Here is a 16,260-nt window from a genome sequence, read left to right as displayed (position 1 = left end):
ACTATACCTCCCTGGCCAGATCGTCTGCGGCCTGGTGAATAGCCTGGCGAATACGGTGGTAGGTGGCACAGCGGCATAGGTTGCCCTGCATGGCTTGGTCAATATCCTGATCGGATGGGCTGGGATTATTTTGCAGTAGGGCCGTGGCCGACATGATCTGCCCAGACTGACAGTAGCCACATTGCACCACATCGAGGCGTTGCCAGGCATGCTGTATGGCTTTACCTGCAACGCTGTCCAAACCTTCAATGGTGGTGATGCTGGCATTTTGCACGGCCGCCATAGGTGTGCTGCAAGCGCGCACCGGCTGACCATTTACATGCATAGTACAAGCTCCACATTGGGCTACACCGCAGCCGAATTTGCTGCCGGTTAAATTCAGCTCATCTCTTACATACCAGAGTAGCGGTTGATTGGGGTCACCCTGATACTGCCTTTGGGTTCCATTTAAGGTAAAGCTGATCATGTAAAAAGCTCCGCAACGTTATGAAGCTTAAAGCGTATCTGAGGATGGTGAAAAAAAGAACATTGCGGTGTAAATCCGTTGTAAATAAATGCCAGGGCAAATGAATGTATAAAAATACAGTATGGCTGGTATACTGGCGCTATCTCAGATTTGCGCGTTAAAACGATGGATGTATCAGCCTTACTCGACTCCCTGAACGACAAACAACGTCAAGCGGTAGCCGCACCGCCCAGTGACATGCTGGTGTTGGCCGGTGCAGGCAGCGGTAAAACCCGGGTACTGGTGCATCGCATGGCCTGGCTGATGGATGTGGAGGGGATTTCGCCCTTTGGCATTCTGGCCGTGACCTTTACCAATAAAGCCGCCAGAGAAATGCGTTCGAGGGTAGAAAGCCTGATGCGTTCCTCTTTACAGGGCATGTGGATTGGCACTTTCCATGGCTTGGCGCACAGATTATTGCGCACTCATTATCAGGAAGCCGGTTTACCTGAAAACTTTCAGATCCTGGATTCTGATGATCAGCATCGTTTGATCCGCAGGGTGTTGAAAAGCATGAATCTGGATGAGAAGCATTGGTCGCCTAAATCCATTCAGTGGTATATCAACGGCAATAAAGACGAGGGTTTGCGTCCTCAGCACATTGAAACTCATGGTGACCCGTCGCAAACCAAAATGCGCGAGATTTATCAGGTTTACCAGGACACTTGTGACCGGGCTGGTTTAATTGATTTCGCCGAACTGTTGCTGCGGGCGCATGAGCTGTGGGTGAATCACCCTCGTATCTTGCAGCATTATCAGCAGCGTTTTCGCGCCATTCTGGTGGACGAGTTTCAGGATACCAACAACATCCAATACGCCTGGTTGCGCCTGCTGGCCTGCCCTACCAACAACATGATGATTGTGGGTGATGATGACCAGTCTATCTACGGCTGGCGCGGCGCCAACGTGGATAATATCCAGCATTTTTTACGCGACTTTGACGGCGCCACCACCATTCGACTCGAGCAGAACTACCGTTCTACCGGCAAGATCCTCAAAGCCGCCAACACAGTGATCGAAAATAACAGCGGACGTCTGGGTAAAGAACTCTGGACCGAAGGCAGCGAAGGGGAACCCATTTCACTGTATGCCGGTTTTAATGAATTGGATGAAGCCCGTTTTATTGTGTCGCAAATTCGTAGCTGGCAGGAGAAAGGCGGTGCCTTAAGTGACTGCGCGGTGTTGTATCGAAATAACGCCCAGTCGCGTGTACTGGAAGAGGGCATGCTGCATGAAGGCCTGGCTTATCGCATTTATGGCGGTCTGCGCTTCTTCGAGCGCCAGGAAATCAAAGATGCGCTGGGCTATTTGCGTATGGCCAACCAGCCGCTCGATGATGCCGCGTTTGAGCGGGTGGTGAATACCCCAGCCCGCGGTATAGGTGAACGAACTTTGGAACAGGTACGTGAAGTGGCCAGGGCCACCGAGCAGTCCATGTGGCAAGCGGCCTTATTGATGCTACGGGAAAAACGTTTGTCCGGCCGTGCTGCCAATGCTTTACAGGGCTTTGTGGATCTGGTGCTTAAGCTACAGGAAGAGTTGCCTGGTCTGGCCCTGGAACAGCAGGCCGACTTAGCCATCAAGGCCTCGGGCTTGTACGCCATGTACCAGGCCGAAAAAGGCGAGAAGGCCCAGGCCCGCATAGAGAACCTGGAAGAACTGGTGACCGCCTGTAAGCAGTTTGTTGCCCCGGATGAAGCCGAAAGTATGACGCCGTTATCGGCCTTTTTGGCCCATGCCTCGTTGGAGGCCGGGGAAACCCAAGCCGACAGCCATCAGGATGCGGTGCAAATGATGACCATGCACAGTGCCAAAGGCCTGGAATTTCCACTGGTGGTGATTGCCGGGGTGGAAGAAGGCATGTTCCCCAGCCAAATGAGCAACGAAGAACCTGGGCGTTTAGAAGAAGAGCGTCGGCTTTGCTATGTGGGAATGACCCGCGCCATGCAGAAGCTTTATATCACTTACGCGGAAAGCCGCCGCCTCTACGGGCAGGACAAGTACCATACCCCATCGCGCTTTATTCGCGAGATCCCATCTGACTGCATCGAAGAAATCCGCCTGCGTGCCACTCAGGTTTCCCGGCCGGTACAAAACCGCTTTATCCCGGCCACCTCACATATGGCCTTTGAAAGCACAGGTTTTCAATTGGGACAGCGGGTACTGCATCCTAAATTTGGCGAAGGTACGGTGCTGAATTACGAAGGTTCTGGCGAACACGCCAGGGTGCAAGTGAATTTCAGTGATGTAGGCAGCAAATGGCTGGTATTAGCTTACGCCAGACTCACGCCGGCTTAAGCCGGCGTGTTGGAAAAGCTTTATTCCTGGCTCACCAGTTTTAGCTTCATGGCTTTGCGGTTGTTGCGAAAATGTCGGTAAGAATCAAAGCTGAATAATGCCAGGCCGGCCCAGACCAGCGCAAAGGTAATCAGCCTTTCCTGATGCAGTGGCTCGTTGTACAAAAACACCGCCAGCACAAACATAATGCTTGGCCCGATGTACTGAAAAAAGCCCAAAGTGGAGTACATAATACGTCTGGCTGCGGCGGTAAAACACAGCAGCGGCGCGGTGGTGACGATACCGGCACAGATCAGTATGCTGTTCATATCCCAGCTATTGGCGAACATATTACTGGCCGGGCTGGCCAGCCAAATCCAATAAGCGATAGCAAAGGGCATCATCAACAGGGTTTCCAGCATCAAGCCGGGCAGCGAGTCTACCGCTACCTGCTTACGTAGCAACCCATAAATACCAAAGCTGCCCGCCAGTGCCAGGGCAATCCAGGGTACCTGGCCGAAAGACACCACCAGAATCACCACGCCGGATAATGCCAGGGCTACCGCATACTTTTGCAGTTTGCGCAGTCGCTCGCCGAGAAAAATTCGCCCCAATGCCACATTTAGCAAGGGGTTAATGTAATACCCCAGGCTGGCATCCAGCAGATGGTCATTATTGATAGCCCAGATAAACAGCAGCCAGTTGCCGCCCAGCAACAGGCCTGAGATAAGCAGAACTTTCATCACCTTGGGGTTACTGATTGCCTGACGCACTTTGGGTAATTGCCCCAACGCCAAGACCAACACCAGCAGGATCAGCATCGACCAGACAATACGGTGTAACAGAATATCGGGAGCCGGTACGTCAAGCAGCAGCTTGAAGTACATAGGGGCTATGCCCCACATGGTGTAAGCCGCTATAGCTAGCAGCACACCGGTTTGCGCAGAACGGTCGGTCATCGGATATCTTGGCTGGAAGGGGGACAGGCTATTTTCCGTGATTCCGCCATCAGTGGCAAACCCCCTGCGCTTTATGGGTGCATATTTCAGTTCAACCTCGCTTCCTGCTACACGGAAGGTTATGAATTACTTAATTTTTTATTAAGCGGTCAGGCGACTACTACTTTTTGCCGGGCAAAATTGAAACACTGGCGGCCTTGAAAATTGGCAGTGTCTGGAGGTGCAGTAATTCAGATAGAGACATTGTCATTTTGTGCCAAACGGGGAATAAGCCCACAGATAGAAGAGTTGCCGAGATGAAGTTTGTCAAAATATGTTTGCTTGGGCCTTTGTCCCTGATGCTGGTCAGTTGTCAGTCAACATTCGAAGGTTCGGTGAAGGAAGTCAGCAAGGTTATGTCTGCAGTAAAAAGCAGTACGGTTAGAACAGTCACGGACATCGCCGCCAGTGATTCTCCTGGTAAAGCATTGCAGGATAATCTGGGGCAACGGGCTGAGCGTTACAAAGATGATCCGGAAGCTATCTTACGCGACCTGGATCAGGTCAAAACTGACTTCAAGCGCTTACTGGCGCTGTTTCACAGCAACGTCGGCCAGCAATGGGGCAAGGCCGAGTTGCGCGTGGCGACCCAGAAGCAATACGTCAAGTACACGCAAAATTATCTTAGTCGCGCCATAGTGGATTTCGACAAGGGTGAAATCCTGGTGGAAACGTTGGATCAAACGGAAGCGGATAAGAGCTTGTTAAATGCTATTGTCACTACGCTACTAACCCCAGATGACCCGCGAGCTGTGGACTTGTTTAGCGATAAAACTGTAACGCTATCGAGTGCACATTCGCCCTACCTGGCAGGATTGGTTGTCGATGCGCAGGGGAAGATGGTCGATAATGCTGATTCTGCGGAACAGTTTGCCAACTATTTACTGCACAACAAGCGTCAGCAGCGAGAGCTTACGCTGGATGACGGTACTGTCAGGCAAGCCACTTATGTGCAGTTTGGGCTTATCAATAATTTCAGTCACGAACAGGCTAGAAAATACAGCCCGCTGGTTGCGCGTTATGCTGAGAAGTACCAAATCAGCGCCAATCTGATTTACGCCATGATCCGTGCTGAAAGTAACTTCAATCCTTTTGCGGTCAGCGCCGTACCAGCTTACGGTTTAATGCAGTTAGTACCTTCAAGTGGCGGCAGAGATGCCTATAAACTGGCGCATGGCAAAGACAACATGCCAAGCAAGGACTTCCTGTTTAATGCTGGCAATAACATCGAGCTTGGGGCGGCTTACTTACACATCCTCACTTACCAACATTTAGCGCAGGTGCAAAATCAGGTATCGCGCGAGTATTGTGTCATTTCTGCGTATAACACCGGCGCGGGTAACGTATTCAAAGCCTTTGGTGGAAAGCGCCAAGCCGCTTTGCAGCAAATTAATAGCCAGACGCCCACCCAGGTTTATGAGACCTTGCGGCGCGAACTCCCATACGAAGAAACCCGTCATTACTTAGGAAAAGTGGTGGATTACCGTAAGCAGTTTATTGCACCGGGTAAGTAGTCTCAATGAAACTGCGCCTTGCCATATTTTCGCCACTATTGTTCAGCGGATTGCCCCTATTGCCCGCCATTTTTGCCATAAGCCTTTGCTGAAATTTGAGTACTCAGTGAATGGTAAACAGAATGGAGAAGGCAAATGGGGGTTTTACTGCGCAGCATAATAGTGCTGGTGACCTGCTTGGGAACGTCAATGGCATGGGCACAAACAGCCAGGCTGGAGCTTTTCAATCAACAAGGGGTGTCTGTGGCACCGGGGTTGATGTTGAACACTGAGGTCAATATGCAGGCGGTGGGCTTGATCAATCAGGTTAAGGTGGTGCAGCACTTTCGTAACGACAACCCGTTCGCAGTGAATGGCCGTTATGTATTTCCGTTACCGGACGAAAGCGCAGTGTATGCTATGACACTCAAGCTGGGAGAGCGGCGCATTCGCGGTGTTATCGACAAAAAAGCCGAAGCCGAACGCACCTATCAGCAGGCCAAAGCCGAAGGTAAAAAAGCCGCGCTGGTGCGCCAGCAACGGGCCAATATGTTCGTCACCGATGTGGCCAATATTGAACCTGGTCAGTTGGTATCCGTTGAGCTGAGTTATCAGGAAACCCTGAGCTATGTCGATGGGGTGTTCTCCATTCGCTTTCCTACCACCATCACGCCCCGCTATCACCCTATGGTGATGCAAATCGGTGAGCAAGAAGATGATACCGCCGAGCGCCAGCCGGCTGGTTGGCTGGCACCCCTTTATAGTCCTAGGGGCGCCAGGCAGCCCGCACAAGAGAGCCGTCTTAACCTGACCCTGGATTTACAGCTCGGTCTGGAACTGGCCGAGGTGAGGGGCGGCGAGCATGAGTTCAGTCTGGATAACCCTGCCCTGGGTCATTATCAACTGGCCTTGCAGGATACCAAGCTGAATCAGGATATTGTGCTGAGCTTTCGCCCCAGGCTAGGCGCTCAGGCTCAGGCCGCGTTGATAACACAGCAAACCAGCCAAGGGGAACACTATGGTCTGGTCATGCTGGTACCACCGGCCGACAGCTTTACCGCCACCGCCAGTTTGCCGCGCGAGACGGTGTTTGTCATTGATACCTCCGGCTCTATGCATGGCAAGTCGATGAAGCAGGCTAAACAGGCGCTGCTGTACGGCCTGACCCTGCTGGACAAGCAAGATAGCTTTAACATTATCGGTTTTGACAACCAACTTGAATTTCTTAGCTTACAGAGCTTGGCAGTAAATCCCGCTAATCTGGCCTTGGCCCGTGGCTTTGTGCACAGCCTGGAAGCGGATGGCGGCACCGAAATAGCTCAGGCGCTGGATGCCGTGCTGGACGGTCAGCAGCATTCGGACAGGGTACGCCAAGTGGTGTTCTTGACCGATGGCAGTGTCAGTAACGAAGCAGCTTTGTTTACCCAAATTCAGGCACAATTGGGTGACAGCCGTTTATTTACGGTGGGCATCGGCAGCGCTCCCAATAGTCTGTTTATGACCCGCGCAGCCGATACCGGGCGCGGCGCATACACTTTTATTGGCAGCAGCCATGAAGTGCAGGACAAGATGCAGCAACTGTTTAAAGCTCTGCAGCATCCGGCCATTACCAACCTGTCACTCAGCAGTGCCGGGCAGGCCCTGGCATTTTGGCCAAATCCTTTGCCCGACCTGTATTTTGGCCAGCCTCTGATGGTTGCTGCTAAGCTGCCAACTGAGAATGCTTCAGTCAGTGTGCAAGGCCAAACCCCGCTCGGGCCACTGCTGGTTAATTTGGCATCCACTGAGCATAGCCAGGGCGACAGCATTGCCAGACTGTGGGCGCGACAGCAGATCAAATCCCTGCTGCTTTACCATCCCCAGGAGCAGGTTAAACAACAAGTGCAGGAACTGGCCTTGGCATTCCAACTACTTAGTCCCTTTACGGCCTTTGTGGCGGTGGATGACACCCCTGGCGTCACGCCTGCCGAGCAAGATGCACAAGTGTCCAATGCGTTGCCAGACAGTGGCCCGTTGAGCTTGCCGCAAACCGGTGGTGCCAGCCATTTGTATATGTTGTGTGGACTGATATTGCTGGTATCTGGGCTTGGAGGTTTGCGATGGATCCGCTAAGCAGTGGCCGCGCGCTGTTTTTCTATGCCTTGTTGGCGCTGGGTCTGGCACTGATGGCTTCCGGTGGCTATGTGCAGGCCAAGGCGCGGCTGGCTAATCATTTAATCGAAGACGCCTGGCAACAGGCGCTGGCCGAACCACAGAGTCAAGTACGGCCCTGGTTCTATGCAGACACTTATGTGGTGGCACAACTGGATTTTCCCATCCATCAGCAAAAGCTAACGGTGCTGTCTGGGGCTTCCGGCCGCAATCTGGCCTTTGGCCCCGGCCACCTGCTGGCCAGTGGTGAGCTGGGCGACAGTGCCGAAAAAGGCGTATTAATCGCGGGACATAACGACACACACTTTTCCTTCCTGCAGCATGTACAAGTGGGCGAGCGTTTTGCCATGCAAACCCAGGATGGCCGCTGGCAACATTTCCAGATAACTAATTTACAAGTGATCGATGAGAAAGATATCGGCTTTTTGGCTAGACCGGGCTTGTACCTGTCTACCTGTTACCCCTTTTACGCTCTGGCGGCGGATACCCCGTGGCGCTGGCTGGTGGAAGCGCAACCGGTGCCGGCGCTATACGTTGCACAGTTGTCAGGGCCATCACGGATCTTTTAGCTTATTTGCTAAGCTGTTATTTTTTCGAACTTTTATGTAAAAGTTGTCTTGAATCCACTCATTGGGTGGGTGATCATGGCCATTAGTTTTTAAATCCGCGAAAGGTCTTAAAAAGAACTTGGTTGCATCCGGCAGTTGGAGTAAACGATGGCCTTTATCAAGTTTTCAACCCAAGATTATCCGCCAGCCGAGCGCCTGGAGGTCTCGCAGGATATCTACGCTGCTATCGCCAATATTGAAGCCAGCATTCCCCGTGGCCATGTACCACATATTGAAACCCGCATTCGTTTGCTGCCGGGCATCTCAATTGCCTTGGTTGAATGTTCACCGTTGGTGGTACGCAGACAATCCAGGCAACTGCAGGATGGCAATGATGACTTTTCGCTGTTGCTAAACCCCGCTGGTAAGAATACTTGGACGACTACCATGGAAGGTTTGGGCGAAGTGCAGTGCGCCCCCGGTTCAGGTTGCTTTGGCTTTAATGACAGGCCTGGCGAAATCAAATTCGACGGTGCCAGAACTTATATGCTGAATATCAGCTTTTCCCGCGCTTTGCTCGGGCCGCTGGTGACTGAATTAGAACGCACCAGTCGCTCGCCACTATTGTCGCAGGAACCTTTTAACCACTTGGTGCAATGCGCGGTGGCCTTGACTCAGGGTGACGAACATTCAGATAACAGCATAATGGAAGATGCCAACCGCCTGCTGGATTTGGCGACTTTGGCGGTGGGCACCAACAGAGACAGGGAGATGCTGGCCCGTCAGCGCGGTTTACGCGAAGCGCGTATGAAGGCTGTGAAAGCAGATTTATTGGCCCATGCCTGGCGGGGTGATCTGTCGCTGAGTTGGGTGGCCAAACGGCATGGTATTTCTCCGGGTTATGTACGGGCTATGTTTGAACGGGAAGGCGGTAGCTTTACCGACTACCTGCTGGGGCTGAGACTACAGCGGGTGTTTGACCGGCTACGTAACCCTGTTCACCTGAACCGCTCGGTGGCGGATATTGCCTACGATGCCGGCTTTAACAATTTATCCTGGTTTTACCGCGCCTTTAAACGGCATTTTGCGCTTACGCCAACCCAAGTGCGTGAACTGGCGGTAGTGGAATGTGCTTCTTGAAGACCCAGTTGTCGCTGGTTTTGTGTTTGTGGTGTGGCGCTCAGTGGAGGCCGTCAATCATCTAGCCTGATAACGTTTCGCCCGAGAAAATGCGTGTGACACAATCGGGTGAGAAAAATGTCCAAACGGTTTGTAGTGTTAATTCGTCGGGCAATGATGTTGATAATGTGCTTAGCGCTCAACAGCCAGGCACTAGCCAACCAGGTCAATAGCGCGGGCAGTGCCCTGCGTGACTTACAATCCCCTCGTTTACAAACCCCTCCTGAGCCACCTCAGGCTCTGTCTGCTATTAAGGTCGCTAACACGCAGCCACAGGAAGATGGCCAGCTTAGCGTGACCCTCAAGGCCTTTAAATTTACCGGCAATTCGGCATTCAGTCAGGAACAGCTATCTGCACAGCTGCACGATCTACTCGGCCAGCCTCTTACCCTGGCGCAGTTGCATGGGGCGGCTGAACGCATCAGTGTGTTTTACCGCGAACAAGGCTGGCTGTTGGCCAGGGCCTTGTTGCCAGCGCAAGAGATTAGCGACGAGACACTGCTGATCCAGGTATTGGAAGGGCGTTTTGACAAAGTGCGCTTACATAATGACAGTGGCGCGGATGAACAGGTTATCCGCCGTGCCATGCGCGGTCTGGAAGACGGCGACGGCATCCGCGTTGGGCCATTAGAAAACGCCCTGATGAATATTGATGCCCTGCCCGGTACCCAGGTGGGTTCAAGGTTGTCGGCTGGTGATGAGCTGGGTACCAGCTATCTGGATTTGTTTGTGCAAGATGCCCCCTGGCTGCAAGGCAATATATCCCTCGACAACTATGGCAATACCTATAACGGCGCACACCGACTCAATCTCGGCCTGTTGATGGCTAACCCGTTCGGCGGTGCCGACGCCATACAATTTCAGGCGCTGGTCAGCGACGAAGGGCAGTTGTTTGTCAGCAGTGGCTATGAACTACCGGTAGGGCCCTGGAACACCCGTATTGGCGCTGAATTCTCCTGGCTCAAGTACCGCTTAGGTAAAGAATTTAAGGCCTTGGACAGCCAAGGCCGGGCCACCAGTGCCAGCGCTTTTGTCAGTCATAGCTGGTGGCAGCAGCGCAGTTGGGGACTAAGCAGCAGGTTGGAATGGCGCTATCGGCAGCTGACCGATGAACAATTGGGCCTGGTCAGCGAGAAGCGTCTCAATAGCCTGGTCTTCGACTTACTGAGTGGCTATTGGCGTGACAGCTGGTGGGGAGACAGTGCCAACAGTTACCGGCTGAGTCTCAGTCATGGTCAGCTGACGTTATTAAGCCCCTACGCCCAGGCCGCCGATCTGCTAAACACCGCCGGTAGCTACAACAAGGTTGCGTTGGTGCTGCTGCGCCAACAAGCCCTTAGCCGGCGTTTAAGTCTGCAACTGAATCTACGCGGCCAGCTTGCCGACAAGAATCTCGATGCCAGTGAAAAGCTCAGTCTGGGCGGTGCTTACGGCGTGCGTGCCTTTCCCCAGGGCGAAGCTGCCGGTGATGAGGGCTGGCTGGCCAGCGCAGAGCTGCGTTACCGCCTTAATCCTTATTGGCAACTGGCGGCCTTTGTGGATGCCGGTGGCATTCGCTACAACAAAGATCCTGTACCGGGGCTGGGCAATCAGCGCAGTCTCAAAGCCGCCGGTGTGGGGGCTTATTGGCAACCCGACGCAGACTGGCAGGTATCCATAAACCTGGCCAGGGCACTGGGCGATGAAGTGCCGGTTAGTGATGATGATCCCCAGGATATGTATGTATGGGGCTTGGTTCAGCGGCGTTTTTAAATTGCCTGACCGTGCGTTTAGCTTGCATAGATAACAGAGGTACCCGATGAACAACCATCCAAGATTCCTTCTTTCCCGTTCGGCGATGGCAGTGGCAGCCGCCCTAACAGTAACCTGCGTGCAGGCCACCGATTTACCTAGCGGCGGGCAAGTGGTGGCCGGTGATGGTGCCCTGCACTATCAGGGCGATACCCTGACCATTCATCAGCAAAGCGACAAGTTGATTGCTAATTGGCAGCAGTTTTCCATTGGCCGCGACCACAGCGTGAATTTTATTCAGCCGGGCAGCCAGGCGGTGGCCCTGAACCGGGTGATTGGCCATGACCCATCGCATATTTACGGCCAGCTCACGGCCAACGGCCAGGTCTTTTTGGTCAATCCCAACGGCATACTGTTTGGTGAGGGCGCGTCGGTTAATGTGGGCGCTTTGGTGGCCTCCACCTTAAGCCTTAGCGATGCTGATTTTCTTGGCGGCCAATATCGCTTTGGGGCTGAGGGAGAGCGCCCGGCGGCGCTAATCAATCGCGGCAGTCTTCAGGCCGATAACGGCACGGTAGCGCTATTAGGCGGCTATGTCAGCAATGAAGGGCTGATTCAGGCCAATCAGGGCAATGTGGCATTGGCGGCCGGTGAGCAGATTACCCTGGACTTTGCTGGTGATGGCTTGCTGAGCGTCAGTGTCGATGAAGGCACAGTGGATGCCCTGGTTGAAAACCACCAGTTAATCCGTGCCCACGGCGGGCAGGTACTGATGACCGCCCATGCCAGCCAGGCGCTGCTGCAAACCGTGGTGAGTAACACCGGCGTGATAGAAGCCCACAGCCTGGAAAGCCACAGTGGCAAGATAGTGCTGAAAGGCGGGTTTAACGGCGGTACGGTCAAGGTGGCCGGTACCCTTGATGCCTCTGCGCCGGTGCAAGGAGATGGTGGCTTTATTGACACCTCTGGTGCCTATGTGCAAATTGCCGAGGGCACACAGGTGACTACCCTGGCGCCTAATGGCAGCACCGGTGAATGGCTGATTGACCCTACCGATTTTTATATTACCCCGGGCGGCGCCACCCAGACCGCCAGCGGCATCGGTGCCGATACCCTGATGAGCAACCTGGGCAGCACCAATGTGACGCTGCAAACCGTAGCAACGGGTGCTGAGGCCGGGGATATTTATGTCAATGCGGCGCTCAATTGGACGGCAGCGACGAACTTAGAGCTGCGGGCGCATAACAATATCCATATCAATCAGGCCATCAGTGCCAGCAATGGCGGGCTGCGCCTGGATGCGCAGAATCAAATCAGCGCTGCTGGTGCCATTAATGTGGGCAACTTCGCCTTGTTAAACGGTGCCTTTAGCCAAGTGGCGGCCAGTTTGCCGGGCTTTGAAGCGGATGTTTTTTACCTAAATACCAGTAGTGCCAGCTTTTTACGTGCCTTAGGTGGTGACGGTAGTCAGGCAACGCCGTATTTACTGACGGATATTTTTGGTGTGCAGGGGATGGCCTCTCAATCACTGCTTGGTCAGCACTTTGCCCTGGCTAACGCTATTGATGCCAGCAGTACGGTGAACTGGGCTGGCGGCGCGGGTTTTATGCCCATTGGTAGTTGGACGACCAAGTTTACCGGTAGCCTGGATGGCATGGGTTATGCGATTGACGGCCTGACCATCAACCGTGGCAGCACTAACTACGTTGGCTTATTTGGGGCGATATCTGGTAGTGCAATCAGCAATCTGCATATGACCAATAGCTTTGTTAAAGGGAAGGTGAATGTTGGCTCTTTGGTCGGGCAAGCTGTCAATAATGCCAGGATTACCAATAGCTCAGTGCAGGGGGATGTGGTTGTTACCAGCGGTTATGGTGGCGGGCTGGCAGGCATCTTTGCCGGCCAGATTAGCCATAGTTCGATGGCCGGTACCCTGGACTCATATAATGTGACCGGTGGTCTGGTTGGCACTATGACGGGCCAGATTAACCACAGCTTCTCCACTGCTAGCGTTAGTGGCGGCTATTCTGATGTAGGCGGGCTGGTAGGCGGCATAACGGGAAATATTGTCAGCAGTTATGCCACAGGTGATGTTATGACTAGCGGAGCGAACAACGTGGGGGGACTGGCAGGTAGCATAACGGGAGATATCAGCAATAGCAACGCCTCGGGTAATGTTAGAGGGGCGAGCGATACTGGCGGCCTGGTGGGGGAAAGTCGCGGCACCATTACCTTAAGCTATGCCACGGGACATGTTGAGGGGGGTTCACGTACAGGTGGCTTGGTGGGAGCGGCGCATAGTGGGTTGATTAGCCAAAGCTACGCGACCGGTAACGTGAATAATCCAGGGTTGGATGATGGCGGCGGTTTGGTTGGTTATAGTAATGTCAATATCAGCCAGAGTTTTGCTTCGGGTAATGTGAGCGGTGGTAACCGCGCCGGGGGGCTGGCTGGCAGCAGCGCAGGCAACATTTCACAAAGCTATGCCACGGGCAACGTGCATGGCGGCAATGATGTCGGGGGGTTAGTGGGATCCAGTTTGGCCAGTATCACGCAAAGCTATGCCAGTGGACAGGTTAGTAGTTTTGGCACAGATTTAGGTGGTTTGGTTGGGCAGCATGCTTCTGTTATTACCGACAGCTACTGGAATAGCGAAACCAGCGGTCAGTCTGTTGGTGTGGGGAATGGCAGCACTGCGGGCACCACCGGGCTGACCACCGAACAGATGTTTAATGCCAGTAACCTCGCGGGTTTTGATTTTAGCGGTATCTGGGGTAACGCCGATAATCAGAGCACCCCCTACCTGCTTGGCCTGGCCGGTAACAGGGTATTTAACCAAAATCATCTGCCCAGCGGCACTATTAGCGCCACTAACCGCCCGGTGCTGTATCAGGTGATTCAAGATGTTGACCAGTTGCAGGCCATACAGCAAAACCTGTCAGGCTATTATCTGCTGGGTAATGCCATAGATGCCAGTGCCACCGCCGGCTGGCATAGCGGCGCGGGTTTTATGCCTATTGGTAGCTCTGCCAACCGCTTTACCGGTAGCCTGGATGGCATGGGTTATGCGATTGATGGCCTGACCATCAACCGTGGCAGCACTAATAACGTTGGCCTGTTCAGCTATAACAGCAATGGCAGCACCATCCGTAATATTGGCCTGACTAATGTGGATATTGCGGGAGCCTCACTTGTTGGCGGGATTGCGGGGCGAACCTATGGAAATATCCGTACTGTCTATGTAACGGGCAAAGTTACGGCCGGTAACATGGGCGGTGGCATTGTCGGCTTGCTTGGTGGCGAGTTGGTGCAAAGCTATGCCAATATTGATGTCACCTCTTCTATAGGTGGAGGGCTGGTTGGGATAATTGAAGGGGATATTCACCATAGCTATGCATCGGGCACTGTCTCGGGGGGGATGTCCGGAGGGCTTGTTGGCCAATTAAATGGTGGAAGTATCAGCCATAGCTATACAACGGTCATTGTAAATGGCAATCAGACTAATCTGATAGGGTTCTATGACTTTGGCTTCGTATCTAATAGCTTCTATGCCTCTACAGATAGCGCCGGTAACCCGCTTACGTCGACAGGAATTGATGGTACGCCTAAAACCTGGGCAGAACTTACCCAGCTCAGCACCTTTGCTGATTGGGGTGCCAATATCGATGCTGAGGGCGGCAGCGGCAGTATCTGGCGTATTTATGCAGGCCATAGCACGCCGCTATTACGTAATTTTTTAACCCCGCTAACCCTGACGGCGGGCAATACCACAGTGACTTATAACGGCCAGTATCAGACCGGCGCTGGGGGCTGGACTGCCAGCGGCCCCTACGATGCCAACCTGGTGTTGGGTGAAGTGGCTGGTGGTGGTACTAATGCAGGCACCTATCAATTAGGCTTGCAGGGTATGTACTCGACTCAGCAAGGTTATGATCTGATGACTCATAACGGTACACTGACCATCAATAAAGCTCTGGCCACGGTGACCGCTAATAGCGGCAGTGTTACCTATAACGGTCAGATGCAAAGTATTGATGGCTTTAGCGTGAGCAGCCTGGTGGGCGGTGAGGATGCCTCGGTGCTCGGCACTATCAGCAGCAGCGGCGGCAGCGGGCTGAATGCCGGCACTTATACTCATAGCCTAAGCGGCGGAAGCAGTACCAACTACGACCTGACCTTTATTGACGGCAGCTTAACCATCAATAAAGCCCAGGCTACGGTCACCGCCAATAGCGGCAGCGTTACCTATAACGGCCAGATGCAAAGTATTGATGGCTTTAGCGTGAGCGGCCTGGTGGGCGGTGAGGATGCCTCGGTGCTAGGCACCATCAGTAGCAGCGGCGGCAGCGGGCTAAATGCCGGCACTTATACCCATAGCCTAAGTGGCGGCAACAGTGCGAACTACGACCTGACCTTTATCGACGGCAGCTTAACCATCAATAAAGCCTTGGCCACGGTGACGGCCAATAGCGGCAGCGTTACCTATAACGGCCAGATGCAAAGTATTGACGGTTTTACAGTGAGTGGTTTGGTAGCCGGTGAAGATGCCTCGGTGCTGGATATCAGCAGTAGCGGCGGCAGTGGTCGCAATGCAGGGAGCTATACCCACAGTTTAAGTGGCGGTGCGGATAACTACGACCTGACCTTTATTGACGGTCTGCTAACCATAGAGCAAGCCAGTCTGCTCCTGTCCGCGACGTCGGATACCAAAATCTACGACGGCAACACCGATTCACAAGGCGTGGTGCAGGTTTCCGGCTTAATGCAAGGAGACAACATTAGCGGGCTGTCGCAGTTATTTGCCGGTGATTCGGCGGGTGAACAAAGGCTGGCGGTACAGGATGGCTATCATATTGAGGATGGCAACGGCGGCGCCAACTACCGACTCACTCTGGCCGACGCTGCGGGGACTATTGAGCAGCGGGAGATTCAGGGCTGGGTGACCGCCGATGACAAGCTGTATGACGGTACGCTATTGGCCAACACCGCAGGAGGGCTGGACGGCGTGCTGGCGGGGGATGATGTGACACTTAGGGTGACTGGTAATTTCACAGATACCAAGGTAGGTAAAGATAAAGTGGTGTTGGTGAATGGTCAACTGGTAGGGGCAGACGCGGCCAATTACAGGTTGGTATTGCCAGACCAGATAACAGCCAGTATTGACGGCATTGCTGTCACCGCAAACTATCTTGGGGCCTTGGTGAGCCAGATGCCAAAACCCAGGCAGTTAAGCTTACCTCCGGCTGAGGAACTTGCCCTGCAAGTGACATCACAGCCGTTGCGCTTGGCCGCAGAAGCGGCTACCGGATATGAGCAACCTTTGGAGGCAAAGGCAGCTTCACCTCAATAATTATCACGTCAATGATGGGAAAATAAGG

The 16,260-nt window shown here is 53.5% G+C and carries 9 protein-coding genes; 7 read left to right on the top strand and 2 right to left on the bottom strand.

Going from position 1 to position 16,260, the window contains the following annotated elements:
• Window position 1: 1 nt before the first annotated feature.
• Complete coding sequence (locus J0A65_RS16665) at window positions 2-466, bottom strand: (2Fe-2S)-binding protein (RefSeq protein ID WP_206595451.1); 465 nt, start codon at window positions 464-466, stop codon at window positions 2-4.
• A gap of 165 nt (window positions 467-631) precedes the next feature.
• Between J0A65_RS16665 and uvrD the strand changes: the two genes are divergently transcribed.
• Window positions 632-2,803: a DNA helicase II gene (uvrD, locus tag J0A65_RS16660; protein WP_206595491.1), complete on the top strand. Its 2,172-nt coding sequence runs from the start codon at window positions 632-634 to the stop codon at window positions 2,801-2,803.
• Between the two features lie 20 nt (window positions 2,804-2,823).
• On the opposite strand, the gene rarD is transcribed toward uvrD, so the two are convergent.
• A complete protein-coding gene (gene rarD / locus J0A65_RS16655) occupies window positions 2,824-3,741 on the bottom strand; it encodes an EamA family transporter RarD (protein ID WP_206595450.1) in 918 nt (305 codons plus the stop codon).
• Between the two features lie 296 nt (window positions 3,742-4,037).
• On the opposite strand from rarD, the gene J0A65_RS16650 reads away from it, so the two are divergent.
• The 6 genes from J0A65_RS16650 to J0A65_RS16625 all read left to right on the top strand — a co-directional run bounded on the left by J0A65_RS16650 (window position 4,038) and on the right by J0A65_RS16625 (window position 16,232).
• Window positions 4,038-5,294, top strand: coding sequence for a murein transglycosylase domain-containing protein (locus tag J0A65_RS16650; RefSeq protein ID WP_206595449.1), 1,257 nt, complete (start codon window positions 4,038-4,040; stop codon window positions 5,292-5,294).
• 189 nt (window positions 5,295-5,483) lie between these two features.
• Complete coding sequence (locus J0A65_RS16645; protein WP_232850015.1) at window positions 5,484-7,385, top strand: marine proteobacterial sortase target protein; 1,902 nt, start codon at window positions 5,484-5,486, stop codon at window positions 7,383-7,385.
• Entirely contained in the window at window positions 7,373-7,993 is a 621-nt protein-coding gene (locus tag J0A65_RS16640) for a class GN sortase (protein WP_206595447.1), read from the top strand. Before J0A65_RS16645 ends, J0A65_RS16640 begins: the two co-directional genes overlap by 13 nt.
• Before the next feature lie 147 nt (window positions 7,994-8,140).
• Window positions 8,141-9,112, top strand: a complete 972-nt coding sequence (locus tag J0A65_RS16635; protein WP_206595446.1) for a helix-turn-helix transcriptional regulator — start codon at window positions 8,141-8,143, stop codon at window positions 9,110-9,112.
• Between the two features lie 117 nt (window positions 9,113-9,229).
• Window positions 9,230-10,903, top strand: coding sequence for a ShlB/FhaC/HecB family hemolysin secretion/activation protein (locus J0A65_RS16630; RefSeq protein ID WP_206595445.1), 1,674 nt, complete (start codon window positions 9,230-9,232; stop codon window positions 10,901-10,903).
• Window positions 10,904-10,994: 91 nt separating this feature from the next.
• Window positions 10,995-16,232 (top strand): two-partner secretion domain-containing protein, encoded by a 5,238-nt coding sequence (locus J0A65_RS16625; RefSeq protein ID WP_206595444.1) that lies wholly within the window; start codon window positions 10,995-10,997, stop codon window positions 16,230-16,232.
• Window positions 16,233-16,260 lie beyond the last annotated feature (28 nt).

The organism is Bowmanella yangjiangensis (assembly GCF_017255015.1).
GTDB lineage: Bacteria > Pseudomonadota > Gammaproteobacteria > Enterobacterales > Alteromonadaceae > Bowmanella > Bowmanella yangjiangensis.
This window is presented reverse-complemented; position numbering and strand designations above follow the sequence as displayed.

Excerpts from the sequence above, each read along its gene's own strand:
- J0A65_RS16665 (WP_206595451.1), bottom strand. The coding sequence starts at position 466 with ATGATCAGCTTTACCTTAAATGGAACCCAAAGGCAGTATCAGGGTGAC.
- uvrD (WP_206595491.1), top strand. The coding sequence starts at position 632 with ATGGATGTATCAGCCTTACTCGACTCCCTGAACGACAAACAACGTCAA.
- rarD (WP_206595450.1), bottom strand. The coding sequence starts at position 3,741 with ATGACCGACCGTTCTGCGCAAACCGGTGTGCTGCTAGCTATAGCGGCT.
- J0A65_RS16650 (WP_206595449.1), top strand. The coding sequence starts at position 4,038 with ATGAAGTTTGTCAAAATATGTTTGCTTGGGCCTTTGTCCCTGATGCTG.
- J0A65_RS16645 (WP_232850015.1), top strand. The coding sequence starts at position 5,484 with ATGGCATGGGCACAAACAGCCAGGCTGGAGCTTTTCAATCAACAAGGG.
- J0A65_RS16640 (WP_206595447.1), top strand. The coding sequence starts at position 7,373 with ATGGATCCGCTAAGCAGTGGCCGCGCGCTGTTTTTCTATGCCTTGTTG.
- J0A65_RS16635 (WP_206595446.1), top strand. The coding sequence starts at position 8,141 with ATGGCCTTTATCAAGTTTTCAACCCAAGATTATCCGCCAGCCGAGCGC.
- J0A65_RS16630 (WP_206595445.1), top strand. The coding sequence starts at position 9,230 with ATGTCCAAACGGTTTGTAGTGTTAATTCGTCGGGCAATGATGTTGATA.